A 15735-nucleotide genomic window follows, 5' to 3' on the forward strand; every position below is an offset into this window, starting at 1 on the left:
ATGAAAGGCGAGGAACGACCGTGGCTGCTGACCGTGCCGACCGGCGGGGACACGTTGCGGCAGGAACGGCTGACTGTCGACCTGTTGGAGACTCTGCGCATTTCGGACGTCTGCACAGTAGAGTTCGCACCGGAGCAGAGACTGGTCGAGCCGAGCAGCAAGAGCGCAGGAGTCGGGGACGTGGCGCTGTGGGCGAGCGTCGCGGCGGTCTCGCGGCCTGCTGGCCAGGTGCTGATCACCGCGATCAAGGAGTGGTGCGCCGCGAGGCGGGAGCGCTCCTTGGAAGTGAATATCTCCGGTGACGGACACAGCCTCACTGTGACTGGGTCTCCCAATGCCGCGCAGGAGCGGATGATGCGCGAGTTCCTCGACAAAGTGAGGCCGGCCGACGCAGGCCCTGACGAGGAAGAGCCGTCGTGACGCGCACGACCCGCCGTCGGGCTCTGCTGATCGGCAACGAACGGTACGACGACGACCGTTTCGCTCCCCTGCCCTCGGTCCGTGCGGATCTGTGGGGCATGCGCCAGGTCCTGCGCCACCGAGACATCGGTGCCTTCACCGCCATCAAGGAACTGCCCGACCTCGACGCAGACCAGATGCGGGAGGACATCGCCGAGTTCCTACTGGACGGCGCTTCCGACGAACTGGTGTTCCTGTACGTATCCGGGCACGGGTCTCGGCGTATGCAGTCGGGCGGGGAGTTCCACTTCATCGCCACGGACACCGACTACGACCGGATTGAGGAGACCGGAGTCAGCTCCGGTTTCGTCAACGAGCTGCTGGAGCAATGTCCATCGCCGCAAAAGGTCGTGATGATCGACTGCTGTCGCAGCGGCGGCTTCGCCGTTGGCCTGCGCACCTCCGACCGTCGCGCTGGCGAGCCGGTCGCGAAATCAGGTGAGCAAGCCCTTCTGACCAGCCGAGGCGTCTTCGTCATGTCTTCCTCCCGGGCCAGTGAGGACTCCTTCGCCGGAGCCGCCGCGAGCGGCGAGATCCAGCCGTCCGCGTTCACTGCCGAGGTGATCGAGGCGCTGCGGACGGGCAAGGTCAGCAGAAAGAACAGCGGCGCCGAAGTGACGGTGTCCGACCTGTTTCATTACGTGAACCGCCGGATGAGAGGTCAGAACGGCGGGCGGCAAGTGCCCGTCCACTCCGCGCACGGGGTCGACGACCATATTGTCCTGGCCGCCAGTCCGTTGGGCAGCCCGCCTCTACTCGAACCGCTCTCCCGCAGACAGCCCGCAGCTGCCGGCTCTGAAGGGGCCAGCGCTTCCGCCACCCCCAAGGCGTCCCGGTCCGCTGCTTCCTGGGCATCGCTGCTCACGTACTACCGGGAGTGTGTGCTGGCGGAGGAGACCGAGACCCCTCTGCTGTCCGTCGGCGATCACGGCACGTCGTACGTGTGCCTGACCGGTGCGGAACAGTTCCTCTCCGGAGAGCTCGACGAGGACGGGTGCGCCCCGCTCCCGCCGGAAGCCACCGAACTCGTCCAGGCGGCCGCGGAGCAGGACGCCGAACTGTGGACGGGCTACCCTGCTGTCCTCCTGGACGCTCCCCGCGGTGGCAGGGCGCACAGCCGTCACCGGTTCGCCCCGCTACTCGTCCGCCGGGTCGAGACGGTGCATGTGGACGGGGAGATCCGGCTCAAGCCGTACGGCCCCGTCGTCCCGCACCCCCAGCTCGCGCGAACTCACTTGGGTGAGGAACAGGCCGCCCAGCTCGCCGAGGACTATTACCCTCAATGGCAGCGCGGTCAGCACGACTTGATGGCGGATGACATAGGCGTCCTGCTGCGGAACGAGTACGGGTTGCCTGCTGCGGAGGAACTGCGTCCGGACCGGCTCGCTCCCTCCATCGACGTACGCACCCCGGTGCAAGGGGCTCGCAACGCCGCCGTGCTGTTCCTGGCCCAACCCGAGACCACCTACGTGAGAGGGCTGCTGAGAGACTTCGATCACATCTCCGGCGCACTCGAGAAGATCCAGGAGACCGCACTGGCCGCACTCTCTCCCCTTCCGGGTGAGCGCAACTCCCTTGGGCCTGTTCCCAGTTCCGGGCCGGTGCAACTGGTCACTCCGCTCCCCTGCAACGAGGCACAGGCCGCAGTGATCCGGTCCGCCATGACCCATCGACTTACCACTGCCACCGGCCCTCCGGGAACCGGTAAGAGCCAGCTCGTGACGAACACCGTCGCCACGGCAGTGGCCGCCGGACAGCGCGTCCTCGTGGCCTCGACCAACAACGAGGCCGTGAACGAGGTCTGGGACCGCTGCGAACAGCTCCTCCCCGGCAGCTTGGTGCGCACTGGCTCGACATCGTCACCGGGAAGGGACGGAGGCAGGGTCGACTACCGTAAGAGGGAACACACGACGCTCTCCCAGCTCCGGTCTTCCGGTGCTGCGGCTCGCACGATCGCGACGACCGGGATGGACGTCCAGGTCGCGGACGACGCCTTGGACCGGGTGCGTGGCCTGCTCGCCGAGACCGCCTTGAACGAGTTGAGGATGCTCCGAGCCGGGGAGAGCCGCGAAGAGCGCGCGGGTCTCCTGGGGGTGCCGGTGGCGGACCTTGTCGGCTTGCTGCCCCCTCCGATCGACTTGGCACAGCTGGTCCGCAGAGCCGAGCGGCGTGCGCAGTCCCGGCTACCAACCCGCGTGCGGGCCTGGTGGTGCGGACGACTGCTGAAACGCCTCCGGCTGAACACCCCGGCGGGCGACCCCGTAGCAGGTTGCCGATCGTTGGCCGCATTCGCTGCCGCCGAGGCGGAGTGGCGCGAGCACGTCGACGACGCGGCGGCCGTTGACGACAAGGCTCTGTCCAGCGCCTTGAACGAGGCCGAGCGGAGAGTGCGGGAAGCCTCCCTCGAACTGTGGCGGAGCGTCGTCTCCACCAAAGCCTTCAACGGCAAGAAGCGCATCCTCGAGCTGCTGAGCACCCCGCCCGGCGTGCCCGACTGGCCTGCGGTGGACGGTGCGCTGGAGGCAGCCCCGGCGTGGGCCGTGACCAGCCTCTCGGCCCGCCGGTTCCCCACCGACCCGGCCCTGTTCGACCTAGTGATCGTGGACGAGGCGAGCCAGTGCGCCATCCCGCACATCCTTCCCCTCCTCTACCGGGCGCGACGTGCCCTGGTCATCGGCGACGCCATGCAGTTGCCCCACATCTCCAAGCTGGATCCGTCACGTGAAGCCGGACTGCGGCGGGAAGCGGGCCTCCGCGCCGTGTGGCTGGAGCAGCACCGGCTCGCCCATCGGCGTCACTCCGCTTTCCATGCGGCAGAGAACGCGACCCGAGGTGCGTTGCTCCTCGACGAACACTTTCGATGCCATCCTGAGATCGCGTCCCTGGCGAACGAGCTCTTCTACGACGGCGCGCTCACTATCCTCACCGACACCCGCGGCCGTGCGTCCCTAAACCGACCGTCCCTGAGCTGGATCGACATCCGTGGGCAGGCGGTGCGCGAAAGTCGCAGCGGCTCCTGGATGAACGACTCCGAGATCGAAACGGTGAAAGCCTTCGTTCGCGGGCGGCTTCGTGACCTGCCACCTGAGGCAACTATCGGCGTGGTCACGCCCTTCAAGGGACAGGCCGAGGTTCTGCGACAGCGCCTGCGGGACCTCCGTGATCCGGACAACCCCGACCGTCTGCGTATCGGTACGGTGCACACTTTCCAGGGCGGCGAACGCGACCTGATGGTCTTTTCCCTGGTCGCCGGCGAGGGCATGCCGCCTGGTTCCGTCGGTTGGGTCGCCCGGCAGCTCAACCTCTGGAACGTAGCCATCACCCGGGCCCGCTCCCACCTGCTCGTGGTCGGCGACATCGCACTGTGGCAGGACATGGGCGGAGTGGTCGCCGCGGCGCTGCGCGAAGCGGCCGAAAGCAGCGGTGGCGGCTCAACCACCACTGCTGCGCCGGATGAGCTGCTCAAACGTCTCTACCAACAGCTGTCCGTAAGCAGCGGGGAACCAGTCGAGCTCGGCGTTCCGGTGCACGGGCATACCGTCGATGCGGTGCTGCGCCATGCCGATGGCACCTCGTCGGCCGTACTGCTCGACCGGGGGCACCATGGCGAGGAGTCTGGCCTCGCCCGTCACCTGCGGTTGATGTTGCATCGTGCGCACCTGCTCTACGACGGGCCGAAGGGCCAGCAGGCCGTACGCCAACCGGCTTGGCGCCTGTTCGACACCAGATTCTTGCGACGGTGACCGCTTCAAAGCGTACGGAGAGGCGAGTGAGACACGGATCCGGAGACCAGGCCCGAAGCTTTCTCCTTCTCGGCTAGGAGATCGAAAACGTCGGGCGCGTGCAGATCTGCTCCGGCCTCGGAGTCATGAAGAAGGCGTCAGGAGGGTCGTTCGCCAGTGCGCTTCCTGCCGCCGGGCGCAGCTCTGGACAGTGCTCGCCCCAGCACGGGCGCTCTCATCTCTTCCCAGCACGATCCCAGCACGGTAGGGATGAGCAGGGGTGATGACAGGTGACGAGGGGTCAGCTATCCCAGCACCATCCCAGCACGGGAAAAAACTAAGGGCCCGACTCCGAAGAGTCGGACCCCTTTTGACCTGCACGTTTGCCAGATCAGCGACGTGGTGATACGTCAGCCGCTACACGTTGAAGCGGAACTCCACCACGTCGCCGTCCTGCATCACGTACTCCTTGCCCTCCATGCGGGCCTTGCCCTTCGCGCGGGCCTCGGCCACCGAGCCCGTCTCGACCAGGTCCTCGAAGGAGATGACTTCGGCCTTGATAAAGCCCTTCTGGAAGTCGGTGTGGATTACACCGGCCGCCTCGGGGGCCGTCGCGCCCTTCTTGATCGTCCAGGCGCGGGTTTCCTTGGGGCCGGCCGTCAGGTACGTCTGGAGGCCGAGGGTGTCGAAGCCGACCCGGCCCAGGGTCGCGAGGCCCGGCTCCTCCTGGCCCATGGACTGCAGGAGCTCCAGGGCCTCGTCGTCGTCGAGCTCGATGAGCTCGGACTCGATCTTGGCGTTCAGGAAGATCGCCTCGGCGGGGGCCACCAGCGCGCGCTGCTCGTTCTTGAAGTCCTCGTCGACCAGTTCGTCCTCGTCGACGTTGAAGACGTAGAGGAAGGGCTTGGTGGTGAGCAGGTGCAGCTCGTGGAGGAGGTCGCCCTGCTCCGTGCCCTTGGTGATGCCCGCGGAGAAGAGGGTCTGGCCCGACTCCAGGATCTTCTGGGCCGACTCGACCGCCGCCAGGACCGCCGCCTTGTCCTTCTGGAGGCGGGACTCCTTCGTCAGACGCGGGACCGCCTTCTCGACGGACTGCAGGTCGGCGAGGATCAGCTCGGTGTTGATCGTCTCGATGTCGTCCTTCGGCGAGACCTTGCCGTCGACGTGCACGACGTTCTCGTCCTTGAAGGCACGGATGACCTGGCAGATCGCGTCCGACTCACGGATGTTCGCGAGGAACTTGTTGCCCAGGCCCTCGCCCTCGCTCGCGCCACGGACGATGCCCGCGATGTCGACGAAGTCGACCGTCGCCGGGAGGACCCGCTGCGAGCCGAAGATCTCGGCCAGCTTCGCCAGCCGGGCGTCGGGGACGCCGACGACACCGACGTTCGGCTCGATGGTGGCGAACGGGTAGTTGGCCGCCAGCACGTCGTTCTTGGTCAGGGCGTTGAACAGGGTCGACTTGCCGACATTCGGCAGACCGACGATTCCGATCGTGAGCGACACGTTGACGACTTCCTGCAGTGCGGATGGTGGGCCGGGTGGTGGGCCGATCCCCCAGTTTACGGGCGTGTCGCCCCCGGCCGCGACGGGCCGTCCCGGGGGCGGGCAGCCGGCGCGCGGGTGGCGCCATGGCGACCCGCGCGTCGATCTCAGCGCCAAGCTCGGCCAAAGTGCGTGTCCCGTACCTGTTTCCGGGGCACTCCCGACCTACGTTGTCCAAGTGGAGCAGCCCAGGACACGTCACCCCCGGGGCCGGCAGCGGCCTCAGCCCCCTCTTCCCCCGGCCGGTGCGTTCGCCGAAAGCGCGGCCGTCTATCAGGTCGAGCCGCGAAGCGGGCGCGGCGGAAGGCCCGGGCAGGCCGGGCGGCCCGCGCCGCCGGCGGTCGTCGCCCTGCGCCGGCTGCCCGGACCCCGGCTGACCGGCCTGGGCGGCGGACTGTTCGCGTCCGCCGCGATGCTGGTGCTCGGCTGTCTGGACTGGCTGCTCTTCGACGAGTCGGCAGTGGTCTACGGGCTGCTGTTCCTGCCGGTCAGCGCCCTGACCGCGCTCTGGGTCAGGGCGGCGGACCTGGTCACCGCCCCGATCAGCGTCCCGATCGCCTTCGCCGTCGGCGTCGTCCCCATCTCGGGCGGGGCGGGCGGCCTCGGCGGGCAGGCGATGGCGGTCGTCACCGCCCTCGCCGTGCACGCCGGCTGGCTGTACGGCGGCACGCTCGTCGCCGGCGTGATCACCTGTGTGCGGAAGGTACGGCTCATGGGCCGCCGCCAGCGTGCCGCGGCGGCCCGCGGCCCCGGCGCACCTGTCCGCCGCCCCGCCCCCGAGGCCGCCCGTCCGGTGCGGTCCGAAGGCCCCTAGAGCCTGTCCTCGGATCCTGGCCCCGGGCCAGCCCGAAAGACAGGCCTCGGGCTCGGCGGTGGCGGCGCCCGTCTCGGGGCCTGCCGGGTCCGCGTACCCCAGCCCCACGCAGACGACAGGCCTCTGGGCTCCGGCGGTGGCGGCGCCCGGCTCCGGGCCTGCCGGGCCTCGCGCCCCTCCTCGGCGCACAAGGCGCAGGCCTCTAGGCTCCGGTGGTGGCGGCGCCCCTCAGCGCCCCCGCCGTCATCGCCGCTCCCACGATCCCCGCGTTGTTCTCCAGCTCGGCCGGGACCATCTCCGCCTTGATCCCCTCGATCAGCGGCAGGAACTTGTCCGCTTTGCGGCTCACCCCTCCGCCGATGATGAACAGCTCCGGCGAGAACAGCATCTCCAGATGGGCGAGGTACTTCCCCACCCGGCGCGCCCAGTGCTCCCAGCTCAGGCCCTCGTCCTCCTTGACCTTCGTCGAGGCCCGCTTCTCGGCCTCGTGGCCCTTCAGCTCCAGGTGGCCCAGCTCCGTGTTGGGCACGAGACGGCCGTCGATGAAGAGCGCGCTTCCGATGCCCGTACCGAACGTCAACAGCGCCACCGTGCCCTTGCGGCCCCGGCCGGCTCCGAAGCTCATCTCGGCGACCCCGGCCGCGTCCGCGTCGTTGAGGACGGTCACGGGCAGGCCGCCCAGACGCTCGCTCAGCAGGGCGTCCGCGTCGACGCCGATCCAGCTCTTGTCCACGTTCGCGGCCGTACGGATCGTGGAGCCGGTGACGACTCCGGGGAAGGTGACCCCGACCGGGCCCGACCAGCCGAAGTGCTCCACGACCTCCGCGACACAGCCCGCGACACCGTCGGGTGTCGCGGGCTGTGGGGTCAGTACTTTGTGTCGCGGCTCTGCCAGATCACCGCGCTCCAGATCCACCGGGGCGCCTTTGATCCCCGATCCGCCGATGTCCACTCCGAAGACGTTCATGGACACAACGTTACGGGCAGCCGCTGACGGTCACTGCTTCATGAGCGCGGCGGCCTCGGCGCGCAGGTCGCGGCGGAGCTCCTTGGGCAGCGAGAAGGTGATCGACTCCTCGGCGGTCTTCACGGTCTCCACGTCGGCGTAACCGCGCTCGGCCAGCCATTCCAGGACACCGTCGACCAGGACGTCGGGGACCGAGGCGCCGGAGGTCAGACCGACCGTGGTGACGCCCTCCAGCCAGGCCTCGTCGATCTCGTCGGCGAAGTCCACGAGGTGCGCCGCGGGGGCGCCGGCGTCGAGGGCGACCTCGACCATGCGGATCGAGTTCGACGAGTTCTTGGACCCCACGACGATGACGAGCTCGGCGTCCTCGCTCAGCTTCTTCACCGCGATCTGGCGGTTCTGCGTGGCGTAGCAGATGTCGTCGCTCGGAGGCGACAGCAGCTGCGGGAACTTCTCCTTGAGCGCGTCGACCGTCTCCATCGTCTCGTCGACCGACAGCGTCGTCTGGGAGAGCCAGACGACCTTCGACTCGTCCCGCACGGTCACGTTCGCGACGTCCTCGGGCCCGTCGACCAGCGTGATGTGGTCCGGCGCCTCGCCCGACGTGCCGATGACCTCCTCGTGGCCCTCGTGGCCGATCAGGAGGATGTCGTAGTCCTCCTTGGCGAAGCGGACCGCTTCCTTGTGGACCTTGGTCACCAGGGGGCAGGTCGCGTCGATGGTGGCGAGCCTGCGGCCGGCGGCCTCGTCGTGGACGACCGGGGCGACGCCGTGCGCCGAGAACATCACGATGGATCCCTCGGGGACCTCCGCGGTCTCGTCGACGAAGATCGCGCCCTTCTTCTCCAGGGTCTGTACGACGTACTTGTTGTGGACGATCTCGTGGCGGACGTAGATCGGCGCACCGTACTGCTCCAGTGCCTTCTCCACGGCGATGACGGCGCGGTCCACGCCCGCGCAGTAGCCGCGGGGGGCGGCGAGCAGGACGCGGCGGGCAGCGGGCGCGGCAGGCGTAGCAGTCATGCGTCCCATCGTAAGGCCGCGCCGTACACGGGAAAGGTCGGCTCGTTGGCTGAGACTGATCGGCATGACCGGCACCAGCGCACAGGAGACGGGGACGGGCGAGGAGCTGCGGCGAACGCTCGGATTCCGGGATCTCGTCGTCTACGGGCTGCTCTTCATCGCGCCCATGGCGCCGGTCGGTGTCTTCGGCACGCTCGACGCCAAGTCGGGCGGAGCGGTCGCGCTGGTCTATCTGGTCGCGACGGTCGCGATGGCTTTCACCGCATTCAGCTACGCCCAGATGGTCCGGGTGGCGCCGCAGGCCGGCTCGGTCTTCACGTATGCCCGCAAGGGGCTCGGGGAAGGACCGGGGTTCATCGCCGGGTGGATGGCGATGCTCGACTATCTGCTGATCCCGGCGGTCGCCTATCTCTTCTCCGGCATCGCGATGGAAGCGCTGGTGCCGGACATCGACCGGTGGGTGTGGACCGGGCTCGCGGTGGTGGTCACGACACTGCTCAACCTGTGGGGCGTGCGGGCGGCGGCCCGGGTCGGGTTCGCGGTGCTCGCGATGGAGATCGTGGTGCTGCTGGTGTTCGTGGTGTCCGCGGTGGTGGTGCTCGTACGGGACGGGGCGCAGCGCGACTGGTGGTCGCCGCTCGGCGGGGACGCCGGGCTCTCGATGGCGGCGGTGTTCGGAGCGGTGTCCGTGGCCGTGCTCTCGTACCTCGGCTTCGACGCGATCGCGTCGTTCGCGGAGGAGGTCACCGGGGGGTCGGCGAAGGTGGCGCGGGCGGTGCTGTTCTGTCTTGCGCTGGCGGGCGTGCTCTTCGTGGCGCAGACGTATCTGGTGGCACTGCTGGAGCCGATGTCCTCGGCGGAGCTCGCCGTGGAGCCGGTGAGGCAGGGGTCGGCCTTCTACGACGCGGTGGACGCGTCCGTGGGCGGCTGGCTGCACGACCTGGTGGCGGTGAGCAAGGCGATCGGGGCGGCGTTCGCGGCGCTGGCCGGGCAGGCGGCGGCCGGGCGGCTGGTCTTCGCGATGGCCCGCGACCGCCGCTTGCCGCACGCGCTCGCGCGCACCGACTCCGGGGTGCCGCGGGTGGCGCTGCTCTTCGCCGCCGTGGTCACGCTGGTGGCGGCGGTGTGGGCGGCGCGGCGCGACGACGGCATGGACCACCTCGTCTCGGTGGTGGACATCGGCGCCCTGACGGCGTTCGTGCTGCTGCACGCGAGCGTGGTGGGCTGGTTCGCCGTCCGCCGGGCGGAGGGCCCGCCGCACTGGCTGCGGCACGTGGTGCTGCCGGTGGCCGGGGCGGGCATCCTGATCGCGGTGATCGTCGAGGCGTCGCCGTCCGCGCAGGTGGTGGGGGTGATCTGGCTGGGCGTCGGGTTGGTCGTGCTCGCGGTCCAGGGAGCGGGAAGGGGCCTCGGCGCGCGCTGAGGGTCGGGCAGGCCCTGGCACCTCGCGGGCGACGAGGGCGTGGCGCCCGCTCTTGGACCTCGGGGAGCGACGAGGGCGGGACACCTCGCCGGGCGATGAGGACAGGACGCCTCGATGGGGAAGCCCGCACCGCCCCCGGCACCCCGGCCGGCGACGAGGGCGGGGCGCCCGCTCTTGGCCTGGGCGCGCGTCGAGGGCAGGACGCCTCGGTGGGGAGGCCGGGCGAGAGCCCGGCGCCCGTGGCACCTCGGTGGAGAGGGCCGGGCGAGGGCCGGTCGCCCAGCCCTGGCACCGCGCCGCCCGCAGCACCCCGGCCGGCGACGAGGGCGGGGCGCCCGCTCTTGGACCTCGGGGTGCGATGAGGGCCGGGCGGTTGGCGACGGCCGATACGCTCGGCGCATGGGTCTTTCCACGTCTGCCGAAGCTCCCCTGCCCGTCGGTGAGGTGTCCCGGCTCATTGGCGGGTGGATCGACCGGCTCGGGGCCGTCTGGGTCGAGGGACAGATCACGCAGCTGTCGCGCCGGCCCGGCGCCGGGGTGGTCTTCATGACGCTGCGCGATCCCTCGTACGACATCTCCGTCGGCGTCACCTGCTATCGCCAGGTCTTCGACGCCGTCGCGGACATCGTCTCCGAGGGCGCCCGCGTCGTCGTGCACGCCAAGCCCGAGTGGTACGCGCCCCGCGGCCAGCTCTCGCTGCGTGCCGTCGAGATAAAGCCCGTCGGCATCGGTGAGCTGCTCGCCCGGCTCGAGCAGCTGAAGCGGTCCCTCGGTGCCGAGGGACTCTTCGCGCTGGACCGGAAGAAACCGCTGCCGTTCCTGCCCCAGCTGGTCGGCCTGGTCTGCGGGCGCGCGTCCGCCGCCGAGCGGGACGTCCTGGAGAACGCCCGCCACCGCTGGCCCGCCGTCCGCTTCGAGGTGCGCAACGTCGCGGTGCAGGGCGTCCACGCGGTCACCCAGGTCGTCCAGGCCGTCAAGGAACTCGACGAGCTCTCCGAGTGCGACGTGATCATCGTCGCGCGGGGCGGTGGAAGCGTCGAGGATCTGCTGCCGTTCTCGGACGAACAGCTCGTACGGGCGGTGTCCGCCTGCCGCACGCCCGTCGTCTCCGCCATCGGCCACGAACCGGACTCGCCCCTCCTCGACCTCGTCGCGGATCTGCGGGCGTCCACCCCGACCGACGCGGCCAAGAAGGTCGTACCGGACGTGGGTGAGGAGCTGGAGCGCGTGCAGGCCCTGCGGGACCGGTCCCTGCGAAGCCTTCGGGGTCTGCTCGACCGCGAGGAACGCGGCCTGGCGCACGCTCTGGCGCGGCCCGTCATGGAGCGGCCGCACCGGATGCTGGAGGAGCGTGAGGACGAGCTGCACGCCCTGCTGGCGCGGGGCCGCCGGGTCCTCGGGCATCTGCTGGACCGGGCCGACTCCGAGCTCTCCCACACCCGCGCCCGGGTTCTCTCGCTCTCGCCCGCCGCGACGCTGGAGCGCGGATACGCGGTGCTCCAGCGGGCGGACGGGTCCGTGGTCCGCTCCCCGGAGGAGGTCGCCGAGGACGAGGAGCTCCGCGCGCGGGTCGCCGAAGGCGAATTCGCGGTGCGCCGCACGGCCGGACCTCACGCTTAGGGTGGAGCGCATGGCTGCGAAGACGGAAGAGGCGACGCTCGGCTACGAGCAGGCGCGCGACGAGCTGATCGAGGTCGTCCGCCGCCTGGAGGCGGGCGGCACGACGCTGGAGGAGTCCCTGGCGCTCTGGGAGCGCGGCGAGGAGCTGGCCAAGGTGTGCCGCCGCTGGCTGGAAGGCGCCCGTGCGCGCCTCGACGCGGCCCTGGCGGAGCAGGACCACGCCGGCGGGCCCGGCACCGACGACTAGCCCAGCCCGCCCGCGTTCCCTGGGGCCCGCACCCCACTCGACCCTTGTGAGTCGGCTCACCACGCTGTCGGTTTAGTTGAAACTTAACCTATCGGGGCGTACGTTTTTGGACATCGCTTGATCCCTTGCACGTCCGGAAGGTACGCAGCATGACCCTCGTTCTCGACCCCGCCGCCCAGGACCTCCTCTTCCGTGAGGCCCGCACCGCCAACACGTTCACCGACGAGCCGGTGACCGAGGAGCAGGTCCAGGCGATCTACGACCTGGTCAAGTTCGGGCCGACCGCCTTCAACCAGACGCCGCTGCGCATCGTCCTGGTCCGCTCGGACGAGGCCCGCGCCCGGCTCGTCGGGCACATGGCCGAGGGCAACCAGGCGAAGACCGCCGCCGCCCCGCTCGTGGCCATCCTCGCCGCCGACAACGAGTTCCACCACGAGCTGCCCTCGCTCCTGCCGCACTTCCCGCAGGCCAAGGACATGTTCTTCAGCGAGCGCCCGGTCCGCGAGGACTCCGCCGCCCTGAACGCCACCCTCCAGGCCGCGTACTTCATCGTCGGCGTGCGCGCCGCCGGTCTCGCCGCGGGGCCGATGACGGGCTTCGACTTCCGGGGCGTCCAGAAGGAGTTCCTGGACGACGACCACACCCCCCTGATGGTCGTCAACATCGGCAAGCCGGGTACCGACTCCTCGTTCCCCCGCTCGCCCCGCCTCGCCTACGAGGACGTCATCACCACCATCTGACGGCGGCGGCACACAACGGCGACGGCCCCGGACACCCTCAGGTGTCCGGGGCCGTCGCCGCAGGTCCGCCGGTCAGGCCTTGGGGCATGTCCGCCGGTCAGGCCTTGGGCTGCCGCGCCTTCAGCGCCGCCGCCATCTCCGCCAGCCGGTCGAAGGACGCCGTTCCCGTCACCACGGTCGTCGCCTTCCCGTCCACGCGCACCAGCGCGTCGTACTTCGGGCCCTCCCAGCGCTGCCAGACCTGCCCCGCGACCGTCAGCGTCCCGCTCGTCCTCGCGGCCTTCTGGGTCACCCGCGGCACGTACTTGTCCGTCGGCTCGGTCGACTGCTCGATCGCGACGTACTGGGTGTCCGGGTCGAGGAACCCCAGGTGCCACGCGTCCCCGGTCTCGCGCTTGTACGAGACGGTGGTCGCCCGCCAGCCGTCCTCGAGGCCCTCCGGCGCCAGCACCGGGTACGGCGCGGCGCGCTGCGCCGTCAGCAGCTCGACCCGGTAGTCCTTCGTCGGGACCGGGACGGCCTGCTCATCATGCGGAACGAAGAGGTACATCACACCGGCGGCGGCCACAATGACCGTCATCGACTTAATCATCCCGCGCACTGTCTGCTTGCCTCGCATACCTGCCACGCCCACCATGTTCGCATCACGGTGGTCTGCTCATACGTGGGCCCCTCTGCTCAATTTGTCGACGTACCGATAGAGTCGCCCCACCCTCTATTTCCTCCGGCCGTCGCCGTACAGAAAGGTGCGCTCCGATGACCGAGCATCATCTGCCGTCCGAGCTCGAGGTCTCTCCCGAGGCCCCCGACCGCAACCTGGCCCTGGAGCTCGTCCGGGTCACCGAGGCCGCCGCCATGGCGGCCGGCCGCTGGGTCGGCCGCGGCGACAAGATCGGCGCGGACGGCGCGGCGGTCAACGCCATGCGCACCCTCGTCTCCACCGTCTCGATGAACGGCGTCGTCGTCATCGGCGAGGGCGAGAAGGACGAAGCCCCCATGCTCTACAACGGGGAGCGCATCGGCGACGGGACGGGCGCCGAGGTCGACATCGCCGTGGACCCGATCGACGGCACCACGCTCAACGCCAAGGGCATGCCGAACGCCATCGCCGTGCTCGCCGCCGCCGACCGCGGCACCATGTTCGACCCGTCCGCGGTCTTCTACATGGACAAGCTGGTCACCGGACCGGAGGCCGCCGACTTCGTCGACATCAACGCCCCCGTCCCGGTCAACATCCGCCGGGTCGCCAAGGCGAAGAACATGTCCCCCGAGGACGTCACGGTCGTCATCCTGGACCGCCCCCGTCACGAGGGCATCGTCAAGGAGATCCGCGAGACCGGCGCCCGCATCAAGTTCATCTCCGACGGCGACGTGGCCGGCTCGATCATGGCCGTGCGCGAAGGCACGGGCGTGGACCTGCTGCTGGGCATCGGCGGCACGCCGGAGGGCATCATCTCCGCCTGCGCGATCAAGTGCCTCGGCGGTGTCATCCAGGGCAAGCTCTGGCCCAAGGACGACGCCGAGCGACAGCGCGCACTGGACGCGGGCCATGACCTCGACCGGGTGCTCTCCACCAACGACCTGGTCAGCGGCGACAACGTGTTCTTCGTCGCGACCGGCATCACCGACGGCGAGCTGCTGCGCGGTGTCCGCTACCGCTCCGAGACGGCCACCACGTCCTCGCTGGTGATGCGGTCCAAGTCCGGCACCATCCGGCAGATCGACTCGACGCACCGGCTGTCGAAGCTGCGCGCCTACAGCAAGATCGACTTCGACCGGGCGAAGTAGCGCCCGCGACACCCGCGAGCCGGGAAGAAGCAACGAAGAGGGGCGCCCCCATGTGCGGTGGGGGCGCCCCTTCCCGTACGGGCAAGAACCCGTCAGCCCGCCGCGGCGACGTGGTCGCCGGCCGCGGCCTTCCTGAGCTCCACCTCGCGGCGACGGCGGCGGGCCAGGACGACACGGCGCTCGGCGGCCGTGAGACCGCCCCACACTCCGTACGGCTCGGGCTGGAGCAGTGCGTGTTCCCGGCACTCGACCATCACCGGGCAGCGCGCGCAGACGCGCTTCGCGGCCTCCTCGCGGGCGAGCCGGGCGGCCGTGGGCTCCTTGGAAGGGGCGAAGAAGAGTCCCGCCTCGTCCCGGCGGCAGACAGCCTCCGCATGCCAGGGACCGTCCTGATCCTCCCGCGACGGCAGACGCTGGGGCGGAACGGCGGCGACCTGAAGGGGCTGATGCGGCAGTTGCAGCACGGTCTACTCCTGACGACGGCTTCGCGAGCGAGAAGAGACGATGCAGCAAGCCCTACCCCCTGTGCGCGCCGATAAGCACTGAGTGGCACTGAGTTCCGAAATACGGAACCCGGGGCGGCGAAATCCGGTCACCGGGCTCTCCGGCTCCCCCGCCCCGCCCGTACGCCCCCGGCGCCTCAGTGGCCGAGGTGCTTGCGCAGCCGCTCCTGGAGGTCCGCGATCCGCTTGCCGCGCTTGGGCCTGGCCTCGACGTTGCCGAAGACCGAGTAGCCGTTGACGACGACGACAGGAGCCTCCGGATCCGTGCCCTCGAGGGTCATGACCTCGAAGTTCCCGAAGACGCCGTTGCCGCTGCCGCGCAGCGAGATGTTCTCCGGCACCCGCACCTCGACATTGCCGAAGATCGACGTGGCGTTGATCGTGGTCAGCCGCTGGGCGAAGATCGCCTCGGTCAGGTCGATCTCGACGCTGCCGAAGAGCGCGAAGGCGTTGGTCCTGCGACCGACCCGCCAGCGGCCCCTGCGGGTCGAGCTGGAGAAGACGGCGACCATGGTGTCGGCCGGCGCGGTGGAGTCCTCGGGCCCGTAGCTGTACCGCGGCGTGGCGTCGCGGCGGTTCCCGGCGGTCGGCAGGTCCCGGACCAGCGGCTCCAGTTCGCCCAGGGTCTTGGCGCGGAAGACCGCCTCGATCCGCTCGGCGTGCTCCTCGGCGTCGAGCCGCCCCTCGGCCATGGCGTCCCGGAGGATGTCCGCGATCCGGTCCCGGTCGGCGTCCGACGCGCGCAGGGCGTCGGCGGGGACAGGGGCGGCCTCCGCGGGGGCGACCGGCTTCTGGGGCTGCTTTTCGAGGTCCACGGCAGCAGCGTAGCGAAACGCGATAGATCGCGACTAGGGGGCGCCGGATTCGCGCCGCGGGGTCCACCG

Annotated in this window: 14 protein-coding genes; 8 read left to right on the forward strand and 6 right to left on the reverse strand. The window is 70.0% G+C overall.

The annotated features are described in order from the left end of the window. Complete coding sequence (locus tag ACZ7J0_RS20135; RefSeq protein WP_470889108.1) at positions 1 to 420, forward strand: effector-associated constant component EACC1; 420 nt, start codon at positions 1 to 3, stop codon at positions 418 to 420. Next, positions 417 to 4202 (forward strand): caspase, EACC1-associated type, encoded by a 3786-nt coding sequence (locus ACZ7J0_RS20140; protein ID WP_470889110.1) that lies wholly within the window; start codon positions 417 to 419, stop codon positions 4200 to 4202. The genes ACZ7J0_RS20135 and ACZ7J0_RS20140 overlap by 4 nt, the downstream gene beginning before the upstream one ends. Positions 4203 to 4598: 396 nt before the next feature. On the opposite strand, the gene ychF is transcribed toward ACZ7J0_RS20140, so the two are convergent. Continuing rightward, positions 4599 to 5687, reverse strand: coding sequence for a redox-regulated ATPase YchF (ychF, locus tag ACZ7J0_RS20145; protein WP_470889112.1), 1089 nt, complete (start codon positions 5685 to 5687; stop codon positions 4599 to 4601). 217 nt (positions 5688 to 5904) lie between these two features. Between ychF and ACZ7J0_RS20150 the strand changes: the two genes are divergently transcribed. Further along, positions 5905 to 6540, forward strand: coding sequence for a DUF6542 domain-containing protein (locus tag ACZ7J0_RS20150; RefSeq protein ID WP_470889114.1), 636 nt, complete (start codon positions 5905 to 5907; stop codon positions 6538 to 6540). Positions 6541 to 6742: 202 nt separating this feature from the next. On the opposite strand, the gene ppgK is transcribed toward ACZ7J0_RS20150, so the two are convergent. Both ppgK and ACZ7J0_RS20160 read right to left on the reverse strand, forming a co-directional pair. Continuing rightward, complete coding sequence (gene ppgK / locus ACZ7J0_RS20155) at positions 6743 to 7507, reverse strand: polyphosphate--glucose phosphotransferase (protein ID WP_470889116.1); 765 nt, start codon at positions 7505 to 7507, stop codon at positions 6743 to 6745. Positions 7508 to 7537: 30 nt separating this feature from the next. Further along, on the reverse strand, positions 7538 to 8539 hold the full coding sequence (locus tag ACZ7J0_RS20160; protein WP_470889118.1) for a 4-hydroxy-3-methylbut-2-enyl diphosphate reductase: 1002 nt from the start codon (positions 8537 to 8539) through the stop codon (positions 7538 to 7540). Positions 8540 to 8594: 55 nt separating this feature from the next. Here ACZ7J0_RS20160 and ACZ7J0_RS20165 point away from each other — a divergent pair, with 55 nt between their 5' ends. The 4 genes from ACZ7J0_RS20165 (at position 8595) to ACZ7J0_RS20180 (ending at position 12560) form a co-directional block, all read left to right on the forward strand. After that, entirely contained in the window at positions 8595 to 9953 is a 1359-nt protein-coding gene (locus ACZ7J0_RS20165) for an APC family permease (protein ID WP_470889120.1), read from the forward strand. A 399-nt stretch (positions 9954 to 10352) separates the two neighbouring features. Beyond that, complete coding sequence (gene xseA / locus ACZ7J0_RS20170; RefSeq protein ID WP_470889122.1) at positions 10353 to 11573, forward strand: exodeoxyribonuclease VII large subunit; 1221 nt, start codon at positions 10353 to 10355, stop codon at positions 11571 to 11573. A gap of 10 nt (positions 11574 to 11583) precedes the next feature. Beyond that, the gene (locus tag ACZ7J0_RS20175; RefSeq protein WP_468711897.1) at positions 11584 to 11820 is read left to right on the forward strand and encodes an exodeoxyribonuclease VII small subunit; all 237 of its coding nucleotides are present in this window, start codon (positions 11584 to 11586) and stop codon (positions 11818 to 11820) included. Between the two features lie 149 nt (positions 11821 to 11969). Next, complete coding sequence (locus ACZ7J0_RS20180) at positions 11970 to 12560, forward strand: malonic semialdehyde reductase (protein WP_470889124.1); 591 nt, start codon at positions 11970 to 11972, stop codon at positions 12558 to 12560. A 97-nt stretch (positions 12561 to 12657) separates the two neighbouring features. Here the strand turns inward: ACZ7J0_RS20180 and ACZ7J0_RS20185 are convergent, their stop codons facing one another. Next, positions 12658 to 13197 (reverse strand): DUF4245 domain-containing protein, encoded by a 540-nt coding sequence (locus tag ACZ7J0_RS20185; RefSeq protein WP_470889126.1) that lies wholly within the window; start codon positions 13195 to 13197, stop codon positions 12658 to 12660. 119 nt (positions 13198 to 13316) lie between these two features. Between ACZ7J0_RS20185 and glpX the strand changes: the two genes are divergently transcribed. Further along, positions 13317 to 14348 carry a class II fructose-bisphosphatase gene (glpX, locus tag ACZ7J0_RS20190; RefSeq protein ID WP_470889128.1) on the forward strand — a complete coding sequence of 344 codons (1032 nt, stop codon included), beginning with the start codon at positions 13317 to 13319 and terminating at the stop codon, positions 14346 to 14348. A 92-nt stretch (positions 14349 to 14440) separates the two neighbouring features. On the opposite strand, the gene ACZ7J0_RS20195 is transcribed toward glpX, so the two are convergent. Together ACZ7J0_RS20195 and ACZ7J0_RS20200 are read right to left on the reverse strand one after the other, a co-directional pair. Then, the gene (locus ACZ7J0_RS20195) at positions 14441 to 14812 is read right to left on the reverse strand and encodes a WhiB family transcriptional regulator (protein WP_469119066.1); all 372 of its coding nucleotides are present in this window, start codon (positions 14810 to 14812) and stop codon (positions 14441 to 14443) included. A gap of 176 nt (positions 14813 to 14988) precedes the next feature. Next, positions 14989 to 15666: a DUF1707 SHOCT-like domain-containing protein gene (locus tag ACZ7J0_RS20200; RefSeq protein ID WP_470889130.1), complete on the reverse strand. Its 678-nt coding sequence runs from the start codon at positions 15664 to 15666 to the stop codon at positions 14989 to 14991. Between the last annotated feature and the right edge of the window lie 69 nt (positions 15667 to 15735).

Source organism: Streptomyces sp. NPDC038280 (assembly GCF_055600045.1).